The organism is Pseudomonas trutticola BRTCR10 (assembly GCF_056155105.1).
The window spans coordinates 3,098,659-3,115,919 of record NZ_CM149552.1; the positions used below are offsets into that span (position 1 = coordinate 3,098,659).

Here is a 17,261-nt window from a genome sequence, read left to right on the forward strand (position 1 = left end):
TCAACTGTGGCGAGGGGGCTTGCTCCCGCTGGACTGCGCAGCAGGCCTTCTTTTAAAAACAGGGGCCGCTTCGCGACCCAGCGGGAGCAAGCTCCCTCGCCACAAGGTTTTTCGCCGTCCTGAAGATCAGGCTTTCGGCAACCACGGCTGCATCTGCTCCAGCAAACCTCGACCGCCCCGACGCAATCCTGCTGCCAGTCCCAGCCATGAAAGGTCAGTCATGATCACCTCAGAGGCGCGCAGCAAGCGAACTTCGCCAGCCGTGCCACCAGAGGTCCCTCCGTCCGGCATGAACACCGTCAGCCAATCGCCGACACTGTCCACCACCAGACACAAGCGCCAGCCTTGCTCCTCGGCAATCATGCCGACCTTCGTCCCATCGGCGTGCTCCATGCCGGCAAACCGCGCCGTGGTGTCCTTGAGCAACTGATAACCCGGCAGATTGCTCAGCACTTTGTCTTCGGTCGCCTCAATCGCCCGAGCCGCCGCCGAGGTCCTGGCCAGAAGTCCTGCGAGAAAACACAGCACGATCAAGCCAACCAACGTGGCCAACGTCACCACGGTCACGCCCGCCACATCATGACCCTCGAACATCGGCAGCAGCTTTTGCATCGGTCCGCGCAGCAGATGAATGGCTTTTTCAATCAGGATGAAGATCAGTACCAACGGCAGAATAAACAGCAGTCCGCCGATCACGGTGGTTTTGATGAACTTGAACATGACAGCTCCTTGATGACGATCAGAAATCAAGGCTAGCTGATAAAAATCCCGGGGCAGGCGCGCGATGAAACTCATGGCACCATGGCGGCCGGATGCGCTTAACAAGGAGCAGGGCACATGAACGTACCGGATCAGCAAGCATGGCAAGCGTGGACGCCGGAGGAGTTATCGCAACGTCTGAGACAGGTTTCACGCCCCTGGAGCGTGGTGGGCGGATGGGCGCTGGATCTGTGGCTGGGCAGACAAACTCGCGATCACGGTGATCTGGAGTTCACCGTGTTGCGTGATGATTTCATGCTGTTCAGGCAAACATTGGCGCCCTTGCAGTTCTACACCGTCAAAGACGGCACGTTTGCGTTTCTGCCGACAGACCGTGTGCCGGGCGAGGAGATATTTCAGGTTTGGGGTTTTGATGCGGTTGCCAATGTCTGGCGAGTGGATGTGATGCTGGAGTTCGGCACTGCGGACACTTGGGTCTATAAAAGAGACACTTCGCTTGTCTATCCACGCGCCGAAATGGTCGCTGTCAGTGACGCAGGGGTTCCGTACTTAAAACCTGCGGCCATTCTGCTGTTCAAGGCCAAACACACCCGGTCCAAGGATCAAGCGGATTTCAGTCTCGCCTTGCCGAACTTGTCGGGCGAGGAGCGGCAATGGCTGGTTTTGCATCTGAAGCGACTGCACCCGGATCATGAATGGACACACAGGCTTGAAAACGCCGAATGACTTGTGGCGAGGGAGCTTGCTCCCTCGCCACAAGGTGGTGGATTGTTTACTCATTGATCCGCGGATGTTGCTGCACCAGATTCTTGCGTTTGGCCTCCAGCTCAGCAATTTCAGCGTCGATGTCTTCGATCTTCTGCTCGATGTTGTCGTGATGCTCCTGCAACAACTCCTTGGCTTCTTCAAGATCGGAAGCCGCCGGTGCCGCGCCTCGCAGCGGTTTGTTGGCGGTTTCTTTCATGGTCACGCCGGTGGCCAGGCCGACCACGGCAATCACCATCAGGTAATACGCCGGCATGTACAGGTTGTTGGTGCTTTCCACCAGCCAGGCCACGACAGTCGGGGTCAGACCTGCAATCAGCACAGAAACGTTGAACGCTGCCGCCAATGCGCTGTAGCGAATGTGCGTGGGGAACATCGCGGGCAGGGTCGAGGCCATCACGCCGATGAAGAAGTTCAGCAGCACTGCCAGCATCAGCAGGCCGGCGAAGATCAGGCCGATCTTGCCGCTGTTGATCAGCATGAACGCCGGAATGGCCAGGATGAACAGGCCAATACTGCCGACGACGATGAAAGGCTTGCGGCCAATCTTGTCGCTGATAAAGCCAATCGCAGGCTGCACGAACAGCATGCCGACCATGATCGCGATGATGATCAGCACGCCACGGTTTTCGCTGTAATGCAGGTTGTGCGACAGGTAACTCGGCATGTACGTGAGCAGCATGTAATAGGTGACGTTGGTCACCGCCACCACGCCGATGCAAGTCATCAGGCTGCGCCAGTGCTTGGTCGCAACCTCCTTGAACGACACTTTCGGCCCGCCGGCCAGGCCTTCGCGGTCGCCTTGTTCCAGCTTCTCGACATGCTGTTGAAAGGCTGGCGTCTCTTCGAGGGCGTGACGCAGATAAAGCCCGATCATGCCCAGCGGCAACGCGAGGAAGAACGGCAGACGCCAGCCCCATTCCTCGAATTTGGCTTCGCCCAGGGTCGTGGAAATCAGCACCACCACACCGGCACCCAGCACAAAACCGGCAATCGAGCCAAAGTCCAGCCAACTGCCGAGGAACCCACGCTTGCGATCCGGCGCATATTCGGCAACGAAGATCGAGGCGCCGGTGTACTCACCGCCGACCGAGAAGCCTTGAGCCATTTTCGCCAGCAACAGCAGGATCGGCGCCCAGATGCCGATCGAGGCATAGGACGGAATCAGGCCGATGGCAAACGTGCTGAGCGACATGATCACGATGGTCGCGGCGAGTACTTTCTGTCGCCCGTACTTGTCGCCCAGTGCGCCGAAGAACAGCCCACCCAAGGGACGAATCAGAAACGGCACGGAGAACGTCGCCAGCGCGGCGATCATTTGCGTGCCCGGATCGGCGCCCGGGAAAAACACCTTGCCGAGCACATAGGCCACAAAGCCATAGACCCCGAAGTCGAACCATTCCATGGCATTGCCGAGCGCGGCGGCCGTAATGGCTTTGCGCATCTTGGCGTCGTCGACGATGGTGATGTCTTTCAGGCCGATCGGTTTGACGCTGTTTTTACGTGATTTCATCCGCGTATTCTCTTTACTGATCCATCTTGCCGCGAAGATGCCATCTTTTTGATGGCGCGTGCTCTTTGGGTCAGATACATGAGGACACGAAATAATTCACCGCTAACCGCTTTTTTTCCCCGTAGGCGCTGCTGAAGACTGCGATCTGATGATCTTGCCTTGCGAAAACGACAAAACCTGCCATCCCGATTGAACGGGAGTGGCGGGTTTTTTCTGCCGAAGAGATGTGTTGCCAGTGACTCAGCCATCGCGGGCAAGCCCGCTCCCACAGGGATCTGTGTCGACCACAAACCTGCGCCACACCGCCAAACCTGTGGGAGCAACTGTCTTCACCCTGCCATTCGTCACCGCCATTCGGTGCCGTCGCGCAGCATGGCATTCAGTCTGATAAGCAGTATCCGCATGCAGGCGATGAGCGCGACTTTCGCGCTCTTGCCTCTTTCTCTAAGGGCTTTATAGCGGGCCTTGAAATCAGCTTGATATCGGATAACGACCCAGCACGACATGTAAAGCGCACGTCTGACACGGGCTCTCCCTCCGTAAATCTGACGTTTCCCGCTGTGATTACCACTGTCGTCGTTGTAGGGGGCGATTCCCGCCAGGGCGGCGATCTCCCTGCGATCCAGCTCGCCAAGTTCAGGCAGGTAAACCAGCAAACTGGCGGTAGCAACAGTGCCGATGCCTTTGACTGACTTAAGTCGGTCGGCTTTTTCCGCATCCAGCTCACGCATGCCTTGATCAATGGCTTTGTCGAACTGCTTGATCTGGGTTTTCAGGTAGCGAATATGCTCCTTGATCGCCTCTACAACTGCTGGCAGTTGGGCCTGCTGCAGTCGGCGCTTGTTGTCGTCGCGCTGCTGGACGAAGTGCTCGCGCAACTGAATCAACTCGCGCAGTGCTTCACGCTCAGGCGAAATGGGCTTTTCGCGAGACGCATGCAGGGCTTCGGCAAAATCGGCGAGAACCGCCGCGTCGATAGGATCGGTTTTGGCATTCTTGCCCATTGCTACGGCAAAGGCCCTGGCCCGGCGAGGATTGATCCTCAACACGCTGAAACTTGCCTCCTGCAATGCCGCCATGACCCGGCGCTCATAGCCGCCTGTGGCTTCCAGCAACACGCGGCCCACCGTGTACTGACCTAAACGCGCGATCAGCACTTCAAAACCTTCAATCGTATTGGGAACTTCAAAGCCGTCTTTCTGTGGTTGAACCCAGATGACGAGATTGGATTTGGAGATATCGATACCGACCCAGGAAATCATGGCAAAACCCTCTTACACTCAGAAGTGAGAGTGCTCTGGCTTTGCCCACGCTTGTGATTCGAGTGGCGCTCGTCCAACTGTTCGGGCTTATGGGCCAGAGTAGAAAGGTGGATGGCAGCTTTGCTCCCACTCGTGCTTCAAGCACCGCGGACTCACAGCTTGCCATCCACCCCTCTCACCCCAGAGTTTATTCCCTTACCCAGACACAAGCGGGCTTGCCCGCGAAGACGTCAGTGGTTACGACACATCAATCAAGTCTGGTCAAAGAGGCTGCGACTACGGCAGCTCCAGATTATTCAGCACCCGATTCACCGCCAGCTCCCCGAGCATGATCAGTTGCGCAATGCCCTGCAGCGTTCGGCGCTGTGACGCGGGTATGAGGTTGGCGAAATCATTGGTGATGGTTCTTGCCGATGCCAGTGTTTCGCAGGCATCGACCAGCAGCTCTTCGTTTTTGAAGTCGGCGGTGACGGCGTACATTCTGCGGGTCCTACGTGGTGGCGGCGTGGACCCGGGCGGGCAGAGGTAGTGATCGAGCGCACGGTCGGCGGCTTCGTTGAGCTTTTTCGACTCGAGGGATTCGTAGGGAGAGGTGGGGTCGGTTTCGGGCGGGTTTGGCGTTGGTTTGATCATGGTGAAACTCCTTGAGAAAAACGGAGCCGTCAACCATCGCTGCTAAACGAAGAGGTGGCGGCTGTACGCGGGTTAGCAGACCAGGCTCAAGGATCCCGGCGCACCGAAGTGCCCCACGCAAAGCCGCCATAACGTAATGGCGGAACTCGCGTGCCTTGAGAATTGCCGAGCTGCTAAACCCGATCACTGAAATTTCAGCGACCGCACCACAATAGAACCCGCCCCCTATGCGCACAAGCCGGCGGATTCTGGCGTAGCTGTAGGCAATTACGCAAGGTCGTGTAGCCGGATTACGTGTCTTGTCGTGTCATTTAAACGGGGGTGTTTAAAGCCAAAGATCGCAGCCTTCGACAGCTCCTACAGAGACCGGTGTAGGAGCTGCCGAAGGCTGCGATCTTTTGATCTTTTTCCCGACACAACGCCTAATTCGTCAGCGAAACAACGATATCCAGCGCATTGATCGGCAGGTAAATCAGCGTGACAGTCGTGTAAGCCTTGCGTGATTTCGCCGCGAAGGCGCACAGCGGAAGAATGATCATCAACACATCCAGCACACCCCACAGTGCGATCGGCGAGGCTTGAAACAGGAAGACATTGACGATCAGCCCGAGAAGCAGATAAGTCGACAACGACAGCAAGGCGTAGCGGCCGTCCTGTTCGAAATAGACTCGCAAGCCGTTCTGTTCATCTTCGCTTCGACTCGGCAGCAACAACGCCGAAGAGACAAACAGCGACAGCGCCAGCAGCACCAGTAACAAAAACTCCGGGAAGGAAAATGTCGATTTGATCTGCGGCAGCGAGTTGACCGCCCACCAGAAATCCAGTTGCGTGGCGAACAGCGTGACGGCCCAGACCAGCGCCACCCAATCCGGCGCCGCCGCCCGGCGGATGCGGAATACCGTCAACGCGCCGAGCAGCAGCCGAGTGACCGACAGCCCCAGAATCATCGAAAGAACTGTCGCAACGATGGAGAAATTGCTCATCAATGGCCGTGTCCCGTGTGCTGCCAATACCTGCGTTTCACGTTAGACGAGAAAACGGCCGTACTACCGACGAATCGCTATATAGGATTGCCCCAGATCACTGGCCCAGCCATCCAGCACCCCTTTGACGTCATCCGCCGTCAGCACTTGTTTGTCGTTTTCCAGCGCCACGCCGGTGCCCTTGCGCACGACCTCGGCAACCACTTCGCCGGTCGAGCCGTCCTCGAACGACACTTCGGTGGCGATTTCACTGTCCTGATCGCGGATGCCGGCAGCGGTGCTGACCCCGGCAGCCACTAAAGTGACCGGCAACCATTCATAAAAGCGCAACCCTTGAGTGCTCGCGGCGACCCGGGTAATGGCCGGCCTGACGATCAGCGTATCCGGGCCGGGCATGGACACCAGTTGCAGGACTTTGCCCAATTCCTGCCGGAGGGCGGCATCGTAATACTCGGTGACGCCGGAAATCGTGCTCAACGGAATACGCCCGGTCGGTTCTACGCCGGGATAAAACTGGCTCGGCGCCAGATAGGCTTTGGTATAGCGGCCCCTGGCCAATGCCGGGCTGACCCAACTCATTACGTCGTGGCCCGACGGCGATTTGTGCTCTTTCAGAACGCTGTAATCATGCAGAAATCCCGTCGTTTCGACGCTATTGCTGCTGCAACCGGACAGACTCATTGACGCCGTACAGAGCAGCGTCATCAGGCAATGGCTTCTCATCAACGGGTTCCCTTGTGATGTTGCGTCGTGATGCTGTCCGCGCACTCGATGTGCAACTGGCCGTGGCGCATGATCCATTCGATGAGGTCGGCGGCGGCGATGCTGTGGACGTACTCGACCCAGTGCGCACTGGTCGGGCTGAATTGCTCGAAGTAACGACGCAGGAAGATCCGGCTCTGATCGCCGGACACGCCCAGGCAGGATTCCTGGAACACAACCGGCGTGTCGGGGCCAAGTGCGGCGGTCCGCTGGCTGAGGATCAAGGGACGATTACTGTGATGTCCCTCGGTGCAATGGCTGTTGTTCAATACCTTCATCATGCGAACCCCCTGGATTGGAATGGCAACAGAGTGCCCGAGGGGTTTTGCCGGACGATGTCCGCTTGATGTCTGTCATGCAGGAATGTTACTCGATTGAAATAAATGACCCGGGCGGCGAAATGGCTTTAGATAGCCTCTTTTTGGTCCATGGATCCTGTAACCGTGAGCAGACTGCTGTTCGTCGACGACGACGTGGAAATCCTCTCCTTGCTGAAAAAGTTCTTCGTCCAGCACGCCTATGACGTCGACGTCGCCGAGAATGGCGAGGCGATGTGGGCGGCGATCGCGCAGCAGCGCCCGGACACGATCATTCTTGACCTGATGATGCCCGGCGAAAGCGGCTTGAGCCTGTGCCAGAAGGTGCGCGCGCAGCTGGGCATTCCGATCATCATGCTCACGGCCATGGCCGAGCTGAGCGATCGCATTGTCGGTCTGGAACTCGGTGCGGATGACTACCTGACCAAGCCGTTCGCCCCACAGGAGTTGCTCGCACGGGTGCGCGCCTTGCAGCGTCGCGCCGGTGAACAACGGAGCCCGGTTGAACCGTCGCGGCCGGTGATCGGCTTCGCCGGTTGGCATCTGGACATCACTTGCCGCGAGTTGCGCTCACCGGACAACGTGATGATTCCGCTGTCCGGAGGCGAGTTCGATTTGCTCGTGGTGTTTCTTGATCATCCGCAACGCATTCTTACCCGTGAGCAGTTGATCGATCTCACCCATGGCCAGGGTCACGACGCTTTCGACCGCAGCATCGACGTGCAGGTCAGCCGCCTGCGGCGCAAGATCGAGCCGGACTGCAAACGCCCGGATCTGATCCGCACCGTGCGCAATGGCGGTTATATGTTCACTGTCAAGGTCAATCGCTCGTGATCCCCCGATTGCTGCGTGGCGACACACTGAGCCGGCGCATCGCCCTGACCATCATTGCGGCGATGTTTGCCTCGCTGGCGCTCAATGCCCTGTTTTTTCAGGCGGCGGGGATCTGGGCGAGGCCACCGATCGAACGCACCGGCCTGCTGGAGCAGATTGCCGCGACATCGCGCGTGATCGAGGCTGCACCGGCCAACCTGCGCCCGCAACTGGCTGCCGCAGCGAGCAGCGCCATGCTGCAAGTGTCGTGGAAAGCGCAACGCGCTGAATTCGATCTGCCCAATGACGGCCTGCGCATTGAAGCGAGCAGGGTGCCGGTGCTGCAACAGTTGCTGGGTGCTGATCGAAAAATCGAAGCGTTCAACCCCGGCGATTGGCCGAACGACAATCCCCAGGCGCATTACGCTGCACTCGTGCAATTGGTCGATGGCAGCTGGTTGTCATTTATCCCGCCTGAACGCAGCTGGGGTTTGGAGCTGGGCACGCGGATCGCGATCATCATCACGTTGGGGTTGATTGCCACGTTGTTGGTGGCCTGGATCGCCACGCGCCAACTGGCCAATCCCTTGCAGCGTTTTGCCCGCGCAGCGCGGCGTTTCGGCACCGACTTGCGTGCACCGCCGATCAAACTGGAAGGCCCCGACGAGATACGTCAGGTGATTGTGGCTTTCAACACCATGCAGGCACAGATTCAGCATTTCATTGGCGAGCGCACGCACATGCTCGCGTCGATTTCCCACGACTTGCGCGCACCGCTGACCCGCATGCGCCTGCGCAGCGAGTTCATCGAGGATCTTGAATACCAAAGCAAACAGATTCGCGATATCGAAGAGATGCAATCGATGATCAACGCCGCATTGGCGTTCTTTCGTGAAGATACTCAACCCGAACAAACTACGGCGTTCGACCTTTCGGAACTGCTGCACACCATCGTCGATGACTATCGCGATCAGAACATTGCCGTCGACTACAACGGCCCGGCGCATCGGGTGTATGAAGGCCGGCCGCTGGCGCTCAAACGGGTGATCGTCAACCTGCTGGAAAACGCCTCGAAGTATGCGCAGCGCCCGCGTATCGAATTGAGCGGTAATGAGCGCTTTATCCGTATCGACGTCAGCGACGAGGGGCCGGGCATTCCCGAGGAGTCGCTGCAGCGTGTATTTGATCCGTTCTTTCGCCTCGAAGCCTCACGCAACCGCCATACGGGAGGCGTTGGCCTCGGGCTCTCGGCAGCGCGGGCCATTGTGCGCGAGCAGGGCGGCGAACTGACCTTGAGCAATCGCAGCGGCGGCGGGCTGTTGGCGCGGGTCGAGTTGCCGGTTCAATGACCACGTGCTCAAGGCGCGCAAGTCAGCGACACCCGCTCATAGTTGAGGGCCTTGTCGCGCTCAGGCAGTGAATAGCTGGCCTGACATTGCTTGCCCGCCCACTTGATCGTCAGCGTGGCACGCTGTTCCTGAACCAGTGCCAACGCCTTGCCGGAAGGATCGGCGATCGCAATCTGCTTGCCGGCCGCATCTTCGAGCACCGCGCCAAACGGCAAGCGGTTGTGCTGCGAATCAAACAACTCGAACTGCACTCGGCGACCGGTCTGCGACGGGTAGCGCACCAATACGGCGGCACCGCGGCGTGGCACGACTTGCTGGGTGGCGTTTTCAATTTCTACATCGGCACCCAGATCTCGAGTGTCGAGACTGATCCAGTTCACCCGATAGGGCTGGGTGTTGGGAATCACGGCGAAGCCATTGCGACCGGTTTCAGTGCCGCTGAAGCTGCTGATCTTGACCCCGCCCGGTACCCCCGGCACTTCGGCCAAGGCAAAGGTTTCACCCAAGGTTTGCCCCAGATTGATACCGCCCGCGTGCGCTACCACCGAACCGGCAAGGCTCAGGTTCTGCGAAGTGTAGCCGCGCCCCTGGCTGTAACCGGCGTTGACGTCGACGAACGAGGTGCGCGAACTGATGCTCGCCGAGCCTGAATTGCCGCCGGTGCTGCTGTTGCCGGCCTGCACCGAATAATAGGTGTCGCTGTTTTCCGACAGATAGCCGTTCACGCCCAACTGCGTGCTGTCGCTGGATTTCTGTCGATTGGTCGAGACAAACGCCCTTGGCGCGCGCGGTTTGGAACCCAGCGGAAATGACAGCGAAAGGTTCATCTGTGTGTCGTTGTTCGCCGGGCCGGAATTGCCCACGTCTTGGGTATGCGTTACGCCAAGGTTGTAGGTGACGTCGCCCCAGTTGTTGCTGTAGCCGGCAGACAGGCTTTGCGAGCCGCCACGTCCCCAGTACCGCTGATCGGTTGCGTTGAGGTACAGGCTGCCGAATTGCTGGTTGCGCCCCAGACTCTGGCTGACGGTCAGGTCGGTGCGGGTCTTGGAGTTGCCACGGCGCTGCTCCCCGGTGCTTTGATCCTCGATGTGATCGGTCAGGGTGCGATAGCCCTCGGTGGAGTAACGATAGGCGGCGAGGGTGAAATTGGTGTCGGTGCCGGTGAAGGTTTTGGCATAGAGCATCCGCAGGCTATTCCCTTCGGTGGTCTGCCCGTGCGCCTGACTGGACGAGTGCGTCAGGTCGAACGACACCGCGCCAAACGCCGTGTTGCGGCCCATGCCCAGAGACATCGCCTTGAAGCTGTCTGTCGCCTGCACACCAAGAATCCCGGTCATGTTGCTGGTCATGCCATAAGCCAGCGTGCCGCTGACAAACTTCGGTTCGGCCAGACCCTCGGTGTTGCTTTTGTATTGCCCCGCCGAGAGGCTGTAGTTGACCTGGCCCTTGCGCACCATGATCGGCAGGCTTGAAAACGCCTGCTGGGTTTCATGCCGCGTGCCGTCGGCCTCGATGACGATCACCCGCAAGTCGCCGTTCGAGCCACTCGGATAAATGTCGCTGATCTCGAACGGGCCGGGTGGCACGTTGGTGCTGTAGAGGACGTAGTCGTTCTGGCGGATTTCCACGGTGGCGTTGCTTTGCGCCACGCCGCGGATGACCGGCGCGTAGCCGCGTTCGCTGTCGGCGCGCATGCCTTCGTCGGAACTCAACTTGAGCCCTCGGTAACGCACGCTGTCGAAGAGCTGCGAGTCGGAGAAAATATCGCCGGCGCTGAATTGTCCCTTCAGCGCTGTGACATCGTGCTGCACATAGCTGCGGTTGCTGGTGAACGTGTTGCGCTCGCCGGTACGGCTGCTGAAGTTCGATTCGTTACGCAGCCGCCAGGCGCCGAGGTTGATGCCGTTACGCAAACCGAGGTTGTTGGAGATCGTCGTGGCGGAGTCGGTGCTGTTGCGGTTGCTGCTCAACTGGTAATTGATGAACGCCGCCGGGACGCCGGCATCCCACAGCGCAGGATCGACATAGCCACGCATGCCGCGTTGCATGGCGATTTGCGGCACGCTGATCAACAGTCGCAGGCGGGTAGGGTCGTAGCTGACGGTGGCTTGGTCAATCAGGGTTGGCAAGTCGTAGCAAGTGTCGGGCGCCTCAGGCTTGAGCAGGCCTGCCGCTTCCAGCGTACTCATGTTGATGCCCAACTGCTGCAGCATGTCCAGGGTCAGGCACGCCTCGACCTTGCCGGTTTTCTCGGCGCGACGAAAATCGATATCGCGCCGCCCGACCAACACTTCGTTGCTGTAAACGTCGACTCGGTAATTGCCCGGCAAAACGCTGTTGGCCGAGAGCAACAGATTCAAATCCACCGACGACCCGACTCCCTGCAGAAACGAAGTGTTGAACTGGGCGAGTTGCTCTTGCTCCGGTGCAGCGACGGCATCACTGGCATTCGCCAAGTAAGGAAGACTCACTAACATGGCCAGATACAGCGCATTGAATCCCGAGAGTTTCGGGCAGGATTGTTCAGTCAGCGAATTGAAGTTGCTGCGCGGGAGTAAAGACATACCCAGCCCTATATTGCTACAGAGAACGAAGAGTTAATTCATTATTAGAATCAAGAGAGGGGGCGAACTTTCGGTGCAGGTGCTATTGCACTGCTTTTGCATTCACGGCGGCATTACCCGAGAAAGTTGCGCTGTAACGATCCTGTGCGCCGTAATCGTTAATGCTTGAAAAGTTGAGGTTGGAATAAGTCGAGTTGTTTGTTCCTTTTAGTGCGATGGTCTTGCTCTGACCCGGAGCAATCATCATCGAATCGACTGGTTTTTCCGTTGTGGCACCCGATTGCACGGAGACTTCTGACAACGAAACATGAAAGAGACTTGGATTGGTGATTTTCAATGCGGCATGCCCACCTTGCTGGTCGATCTGCCATAACAGCTGAGTCGGTGCGAGGTAAGCCTGGCTGGCCAGTCCGGCAGGGCGGAAAAACACCTTGATGCGCTGGCGCACGGCCAGTTGCAGGGTGTTTTCCGTTTTGGCGGTCTGGGGGATTTCCTGAACGTTCAGCCAGACCACGGATTCCTTGTCAGACGGCATGCCAGTGCCTTCGTAAATCACCCGCAGCAATTGCTGTTCCTTGCCGAGAATCCTCGCCAACGGCGGCGTGACGGCGAAAGGCACCGAAGCAATGCCGGGCTCATCGCTGTCGATCCATGACTGGATCAACAGGTCATCGCCATTGTTGCGGACCTTGATGCTGACTTCTTTGTGCTCGCCATCAAACACCAGACGGGTCGCGCTCAGCGAGATACCCGCGTGTGCCTGCGTCGCCAGCAACGCGCAGTGCAAACCCATGCACAGGGAAAGAATGTGTCGATTAAACATGGAAAACTGCCTGAAATTGAAAAAAGGCGGGACGATTGCGTCCCGCACAGTGTCAGCCCCGAGTGCGGTTTACTCGTATTGCAGAGTGAACGGCAGAGTCGCGTCACCACGACCGGCGACCGCAGTTTTCGGGTCGGCAGTGGTCACATAGGCGGCGGAGAATTTCAGGGTGGTGCTGCCGTCTTGCAGGGTATTTTGAATTTTGGCGGCGGCAGGCGAACTCAGATCGATCTGATCGCCATTGGCGTCGAGCAGGGCGATACCGATGTTTTTCGCGGCGCCCACACCGTCGGTCAACTTCAGGACCTTGGTGCCAGTGACGATACCCGAACCAGCGCCTTTGGTCGGTTCGAAGATCATCGAAACTTTGGTACCGGCGTTGCAGTTGATCTTCATGTCGAAGTTCTCGGCACTCAGTTTGCCATTGCCCTTAGGCGCTGCAGCGGTACCCATGTCTTTGATTGACACTTCGCCCATCGGTACGGAAATGGTTTTATTCAGACCTGCATCTTCGATAGAGCAAGCATCGTTGTTGATGATACCGGTGAAGTTAATGGTGCCGCTGCCCGCTTTAGTGGGTGTTACCGGTTCGTCTGCTGCAAACGATTGGCCCGCCACCGAAAGCATGGAAAGTGTCAGCAGTGTCAGCGAAAGCTTTTTCATGTCGATATCCATTAGATCGTGATTAAGTTGTGTTGGAGAACACGATCCAGAATATAGGTCTGAGTGCAGTGCTCAGACCATCAGACGATTCCTATAAGGTGGGGGTGTTAGTTGCACTTCGTCTGATAAGTGCATTCATTGAAAGACATTATTCTCCAGGCAATATGTCAACAGATCCTGATCGCTGGACACTTCAAGTTTGCGCATCGCCGAAATCTTTTGCGTGCTGATGGTTTTCGCACTTCTGGACTGGCTGCGTGCAATCGTGGTGACGCTTTGCCCGGAGACAAACATGCGCAGAATTTCAAATTCCTTGGGCGACAGCCGCGACAGTCTTTCGTCCAGCGCCACGTTAGGCTCCAGGACGCTGACAGGCTCGGGTTTGGCACTCTTGAAGGTGCGGCCTTTGGCGATTGACGAGAGTGCCAGTTGAATATCGTCGTGCAACTGGTTTTTCTGAATCACCCCCACCACCCCCAGTTCATGCAGACGGGTCAGAATCAACGGGCTGGAGATCATGGTCAGCACCAGCACTTTCACCTGGGCAAAATGTCGGCCCAGGTACTCCACCAGTTTCAGGCCGTCACCGTAGGGCGAATCCGCCGGCATGTTGAAGTCGGTGATCACCAGATCAACCGACTGGGTGTGCAGCAACTCGATCAGCTCGTTCGAACAGACCGCTTCGCCCACCACGCGAAAGCGCTCATCACGCTCTATCAGCTCACGTACGCCCAATAAAACGATGGGGTGATCATCGGCGATCACGACGTTGAGTATTGCCATGTTCGGCTATCCCTAGTGTGTTGTTGAATTCAATCGGGTTACGCCAGAGCATCGAGCATCGCGGTCAATCGCTCAAGCATAGCGCTGATCTCGCGGACCAGAGCGGGCGTGATGACGCGACCTTGCAGCTGGCTTTCCAGACGCACGCACGCCTCCGCCAGACCAGTGGCCTGCACCGCGCCAAGGGCCCCGGCCATGCTGTGCAGGTGTTGGGCCAGCGCGGGGGCGTCATTGCTCTGGAGCAGGGCGCTGACTTTCTCGATGTCCTGTTGCAGGGTACTGAAAAACAGCACGCGCATTTTCGGTGAAAGCTGTGGCTGATCCAGCGGTGGTGGGGTGCCTTGTGTGGCAACCGCGTCATCGGCCAGCGCCGGCTCAACGAGTTGGCAATGCTTGAGCAACTGCGTTCGCAACGTGTGCAGGTTGAGCGGTTTCACCAGCCAGGCATTCATGCCCACCGCGGCGCAGCGCTCACCTTCATCGCGCAGGGCATTGGCCGTCACGCCAATGATCGGCAGATCCGCGTCGTTGCTGCGCAACGCCTTGGCCAGCTCATAGCCATTCATGACCGGCATGTTGACGTCGGTCAGCACCAGATCAAACACCCCCGGCAGCCATTGATGCAACGCCTGTTCACCATCGGCGGCGGCGACCACCGAGCAGCCCAGGGCTTCCAGCTGTTCTTTGATAATCGCTCGATTGATCGGGTTGTCTTCGGCAATCAGGATGTTCAGATCAAGGCGTCGCGCCGGCGCTTTGATCGCCGGGCGAGCTTGCGGGTCGGCGCCTTGTTGCGCGAAGTGGACAGCCCAGGCCACCGCGCGAATATCGTGGGCATCGACCGTCCAGCCTTCGCCCGTGTATTGCGGCGGATTGGCGCCGGCGGCCGTGGCGATGACGCGCAGACCTGGCCAGCCGGATGGCTCGGCGCACAGCAGTACGTCGAGCAAGAGTGATGATGAGGCGGCCAGGTGTTTGGTCTCGGGGCCGATGATCTGAGTGTCCAGCCCCAGTCGCTCAAGCCAGCCGCAGAAATGTTGCGCCAACTCCGGCGCGTAAGCCTGAACGAACAAGGTTGGCATATGCGCGGTGAATCCCGGGCAGTCACTCAGCGAACCCTCCACACGAGCGAGTTCCAGTTGCAACGAAAAGCTGCTGCCCAGACCGGGCTCGCTGACCACTTTCAGTTGCCCCTCCATCAATTCACACAACCACCAGCAAATCGCCAGACCCAAACCTGCACCGGCTTCGCTGGACGCATCACGTACCTGATAAAACGGGTCGAACAGCTGAAGTTGCTGGGCCTGGGAAATGCCGATCCCCGAGTCGCTGACCTGCCACAGCAGGCTGACATTTTCGGCGGATTCCTGCACAACTCTTGCGCGCAATACCACCCGGCCGTTATCGGTGAACTTGATCGCATTGCTCAGCAGGTTATTGAGGATCTGCCGGATGCGCAGGGGATCGCCGCGCACCCGGTCGGGGATCGCCGGGTCGATGCAGGCGTAAAGCTGCAAACCTTTGGCCTGAGCAAATGCACTGTAGGCCCGCAGCGAATCCTCGGTCAGTTCGAGCGGGCAGAAGTCCTGCGCTTCGATGGTCATTTGCCCGGACTCGATTTTCGACACATCCAGTACGTCGCTGATCAATTGGAACAACGTCGTGGATGAGCGCTGGATCGTCCGCAGATATTCTTGCTGCCGAGGGCCAAGTTCGGTCAGCCCCAGCAACTCCAGAGTGCCGAGAACGCCATACAGTGGTGTGCGGATTTCGTGGCTCATGGTCGCGAGAAAACGGGTTTTCGCTTCATTGGCCGAATCGGCTTCACGCAGGGCATTTTCCAGTGCGGCGGCGTCATCGATGTGCCGGGTCACGTCGTGAAATGCGCAGATCCACACATGTTCTCCGTGGTAGCGCGCAGGCACGAACCCGACGTGATAATGCCGTCCTGCCACTTCCAGATCGGTCTGGCCCGCAGCGGTCAGCGCGTGTTCGCGGATCAGCGCCGCGATCAGTTGATCACTTTGTTGCCACTCCTGAATGCAGCGGTTTTCCAGGAGAATCCGGTGGTCACTGCGGCGCACGACACAAAGGCCTGTTGGGGCGGTGTCGATGATCGCGCGGCTGAAGGCTTCGCTATCAGCGATGCTTTCATGGGCCTGATGTGCAGGAATCACCACGCGGATTTTGTACCAGCGATTGAACGCCCAGCCACCGCCGATACTGGTCAGCATCAACGTCAACAAGCCAAGCAGCGGCCACCAGGCATAGTCGATGAATCGCTTGAAACCGACCACATAGACGGCCGTCCACGGTTGTGGCCCGGCACTGGAAATCTTGAACACCAGACCGTCCAGACGAACATTCAGCCCGTCCTTTAAATCCTGACTGGCATGCTCCGCACCGATCACCAAAGTGCCGTTGGGAGCGGTGAGGTTGAAGCTGTCGTAGATCGACCACTTCATGATTCGTTCGATGTTGTTGATCTGCGCCAGACTCAACAACGACGCCACGACTACCCAAGAACTGGCGCCCTCGATATCCAGTTGCGCGGCGGGCATGTTGACATTGACGTAGGCCAGCAGCGCAGGCGGGCCTTTGCTATCCGATCGGGCGTCGTAGCGGACCCAGTGAACTTCACTGTCCAGCGGCTTCGGGTTGGCATCATGCAGCTGTTGCACCACTTGCTTCATGACGTCAACGAAAGATCCGCCCTGAAGCTGCCCGGCAGTGCGCAACTGCCCGGCAGCGGGGACGGCGATGTCGAAATTATCGGGCACGTTGAACAGGAATACCTGCGGTGATTGATAGTGCGAGGCCGACCAGAAAGCACTGTAGTAACTGGCCAGATGGGCACCCAGGGCAAAGACTCGTGCGCGCTCACTGGTTTCAATCGCTGCCGGATTGATTTTCACGCTGTACGGCAGGGAAGAGGAGAGCTCCTGCGCCTTATAGATCCCGACTCCCTCATAGGGCAATGGCGTCTGCTTGAAGATTTGCACGTGTGTATTCAACGGCAGGCCTTTGTCGGCTTGCTGAACAATGGCGCTGAGGAACACTTCCTGTTCGCCGATGTTCTCCATCAGCCGGGCGAAATGAAACCGCACCGTGTCGCGCTGTTCCTCGACCATCCGATAAAGCCCCCAGCCACTGAGGCCCACCAACAGCGAGGCGAGGCCGCAGAGCACCACCAGACCAGTGTTCATTCGCAATGAGCTATTGGTCAGTTTTTCCAAATGGACAGTCGGGTGGGTCATTGCGCAAGCCTGTTGAAAATGCCGGGATAAGCGTAGGTCACCGCTACCTCTGTA

Annotated in this window: 15 protein-coding genes; 3 read left to right on the forward strand and 12 right to left on the reverse strand. The window is 58.2% G+C overall.

Annotation, left to right across the window (positions count from 1 at the left end; translation table 11 throughout):
* Nucleotides 1-126 precede the first annotated feature (126 nt).
* Nucleotides 127-720 (reverse strand): DUF502 domain-containing protein, encoded by a 594-nt coding sequence (locus tag ACVVH8_RS13855; RefSeq protein ID WP_213028595.1) that lies wholly within the window; start codon nt 718-720, stop codon nt 127-129.
* Between the two features lie 117 nt (nt 721-837).
* Between ACVVH8_RS13855 and ACVVH8_RS13860 the strand changes: the two genes are divergently transcribed.
* The gene (locus ACVVH8_RS13860; protein ID WP_475230826.1) at nt 838-1,446 is read left to right on the forward strand and encodes a nucleotidyltransferase domain-containing protein; all 609 of its coding nucleotides are present in this window, start codon (nt 838-840) and stop codon (nt 1,444-1,446) included.
* Nucleotides 1,447-1,492: 46 nt separating this feature from the next.
* Here ACVVH8_RS13860 and proP read toward each other — a convergent pair whose 3' ends face one another.
* The 6 genes from proP to ACVVH8_RS13890 form a co-directional block, all read right to left on the reverse strand.
* Nucleotides 1,493-2,998: a glycine betaine/L-proline transporter ProP gene (proP, locus tag ACVVH8_RS13865; protein ID WP_475230828.1), complete on the reverse strand. Its 1,506-nt coding sequence runs from the start codon at nt 2,996-2,998 to the stop codon at nt 1,493-1,495.
* A 344-nt stretch (nt 2,999-3,342) separates the two neighbouring features.
* Nucleotides 3,343-4,260, reverse strand: a complete 918-nt coding sequence (locus tag ACVVH8_RS13870; protein WP_475230830.1) for an IS110 family transposase — start codon at nt 4,258-4,260, stop codon at nt 3,343-3,345.
* 276 nt (nt 4,261-4,536) lie between these two features.
* On the reverse strand, nt 4,537-4,893 hold the full coding sequence (locus ACVVH8_RS13875) for a DUF6124 family protein (RefSeq protein ID WP_213028597.1): 357 nt from the start codon (nt 4,891-4,893) through the stop codon (nt 4,537-4,539).
* 422 nt (nt 4,894-5,315) lie between these two features.
* Nucleotides 5,316-5,876 (reverse strand): hypothetical protein, encoded by a 561-nt coding sequence (locus ACVVH8_RS13880; RefSeq protein ID WP_103301913.1) that lies wholly within the window; start codon nt 5,874-5,876, stop codon nt 5,316-5,318.
* Nucleotides 5,877-5,939: 63 nt separating this feature from the next.
* Nucleotides 5,940-6,599 carry a DUF3313 family protein gene (locus tag ACVVH8_RS13885; protein WP_315445376.1) on the reverse strand — a complete coding sequence of 220 codons (660 nt, stop codon included), beginning with the start codon at nt 6,597-6,599 and terminating at the stop codon, nt 5,940-5,942.
* Nucleotides 6,599-6,916 carry a hypothetical protein gene (locus tag ACVVH8_RS13890; RefSeq protein WP_103302435.1) on the reverse strand — a complete coding sequence of 106 codons (318 nt, stop codon included), beginning with the start codon at nt 6,914-6,916 and terminating at the stop codon, nt 6,599-6,601. Before ACVVH8_RS13890 ends, ACVVH8_RS13885 begins: the two co-directional genes overlap by 1 nt.
* Nucleotides 6,917-7,066: 150 nt before the next feature.
* Here ACVVH8_RS13890 and ACVVH8_RS13895 point away from each other — a divergent pair, with 150 nt between their 5' ends.
* Both ACVVH8_RS13895 and ACVVH8_RS13900 read left to right on the forward strand, forming a co-directional pair.
* Nucleotides 7,067-7,789, forward strand: a complete 723-nt coding sequence (locus ACVVH8_RS13895; RefSeq protein WP_475230832.1) for a response regulator — start codon at nt 7,067-7,069, stop codon at nt 7,787-7,789.
* On the forward strand, nt 7,786-9,117 hold the full coding sequence (locus ACVVH8_RS13900) for an ATP-binding protein (RefSeq protein WP_475230834.1): 1,332 nt from the start codon (nt 7,786-7,788) through the stop codon (nt 9,115-9,117). The genes ACVVH8_RS13895 and ACVVH8_RS13900 overlap by 4 nt, the downstream gene beginning before the upstream one ends.
* An 8-nt stretch (nt 9,118-9,125) precedes the next feature.
* Here the strand turns inward: ACVVH8_RS13900 and ACVVH8_RS13905 are convergent, their stop codons facing one another.
* From ACVVH8_RS13905 to ACVVH8_RS13925, 5 genes are all read right to left on the reverse strand, one after another.
* Nucleotides 9,126-11,594 carry a fimbria/pilus outer membrane usher protein gene (locus ACVVH8_RS13905; RefSeq protein WP_475231175.1) on the reverse strand — a complete coding sequence of 823 codons (2,469 nt, stop codon included), beginning with the start codon at nt 11,592-11,594 and terminating at the stop codon, nt 9,126-9,128.
* A 169-nt stretch (nt 11,595-11,763) separates the two neighbouring features.
* Nucleotides 11,764-12,504: a fimbrial biogenesis chaperone gene (locus ACVVH8_RS13910; RefSeq protein ID WP_475230836.1), complete on the reverse strand. Its 741-nt coding sequence runs from the start codon at nt 12,502-12,504 to the stop codon at nt 11,764-11,766.
* Nucleotides 12,505-12,573: 69 nt separating this feature from the next.
* Entirely contained in the window at nt 12,574-13,167 is a 594-nt protein-coding gene (locus ACVVH8_RS13915; RefSeq protein WP_103301917.1) for a fimbrial protein, read from the reverse strand.
* A 135-nt stretch (nt 13,168-13,302) separates the two neighbouring features.
* Nucleotides 13,303-13,950 (reverse strand): response regulator, encoded by a 648-nt coding sequence (locus ACVVH8_RS13920; RefSeq protein WP_103301918.1) that lies wholly within the window; start codon nt 13,948-13,950, stop codon nt 13,303-13,305.
* 38 nt (nt 13,951-13,988) lie between these two features.
* Entirely contained in the window at nt 13,989-17,207 is a 3,219-nt protein-coding gene (locus ACVVH8_RS13925) for a hybrid sensor histidine kinase/response regulator (RefSeq protein WP_475230838.1), read from the reverse strand.
* Between the last annotated feature and the right edge of the window lie 54 nt (nt 17,208-17,261).

Bases quoted from the DNA above. Each gene is read 5' to 3' on its own strand.
- ACVVH8_RS13855 (WP_213028595.1), bottom strand. From the start codon at position 720: ATGTTCAAGTTCATCAAAACCACCGTGATCGGCGGACTGCTGTTTATT.
- ACVVH8_RS13860 (WP_475230826.1), top strand. From the start codon at position 838: ATGAACGTACCGGATCAGCAAGCATGGCAAGCGTGGACGCCGGAGGAG.
- proP (WP_475230828.1), bottom strand. From the start codon at position 2,998: ATGAAATCACGTAAAAACAGCGTCAAACCGATCGGCCTGAAAGACATC.
- ACVVH8_RS13870 (WP_475230830.1), bottom strand. From the start codon at position 4,260: ATGATTTCCTGGGTCGGTATCGATATCTCCAAATCCAATCTCGTCATC.
- ACVVH8_RS13875 (WP_213028597.1), bottom strand. From the start codon at position 4,893: ATGATCAAACCAACGCCAAACCCGCCCGAAACCGACCCCACCTCTCCC.
- ACVVH8_RS13880 (WP_103301913.1), bottom strand. From the start codon at position 5,876: ATGAGCAATTTCTCCATCGTTGCGACAGTTCTTTCGATGATTCTGGGG.
- ACVVH8_RS13885 (WP_315445376.1), bottom strand. From the start codon at position 6,599: ATGAGAAGCCATTGCCTGATGACGCTGCTCTGTACGGCGTCAATGAGT.
- ACVVH8_RS13890 (WP_103302435.1), bottom strand. From the start codon at position 6,916: ATGAAGGTATTGAACAACAGCCATTGCACCGAGGGACATCACAGTAAT.
- ACVVH8_RS13895 (WP_475230832.1), top strand. From the start codon at position 7,067: ATGGATCCTGTAACCGTGAGCAGACTGCTGTTCGTCGACGACGACGTG.
- ACVVH8_RS13905 (WP_475231175.1), bottom strand. From the start codon at position 11,594: ATGTTAGTGAGTCTTCCTTACTTGGCGAATGCCAGTGATGCCGTCGCT.
- ACVVH8_RS13910 (WP_475230836.1), bottom strand. From the start codon at position 12,504: ATGTTTAATCGACACATTCTTTCCCTGTGCATGGGTTTGCACTGCGCG.
- ACVVH8_RS13915 (WP_103301917.1), bottom strand. From the start codon at position 13,167: ATGAAAAAGCTTTCGCTGACACTGCTGACACTTTCCATGCTTTCGGTG.
- ACVVH8_RS13920 (WP_103301918.1), bottom strand. From the start codon at position 13,950: ATGGCAATACTCAACGTCGTGATCGCCGATGATCACCCCATCGTTTTA.
- ACVVH8_RS13925 (WP_475230838.1), bottom strand. From the start codon at position 17,207: ATGACCCACCCGACTGTCCATTTGGAAAAACTGACCAATAGCTCATTG.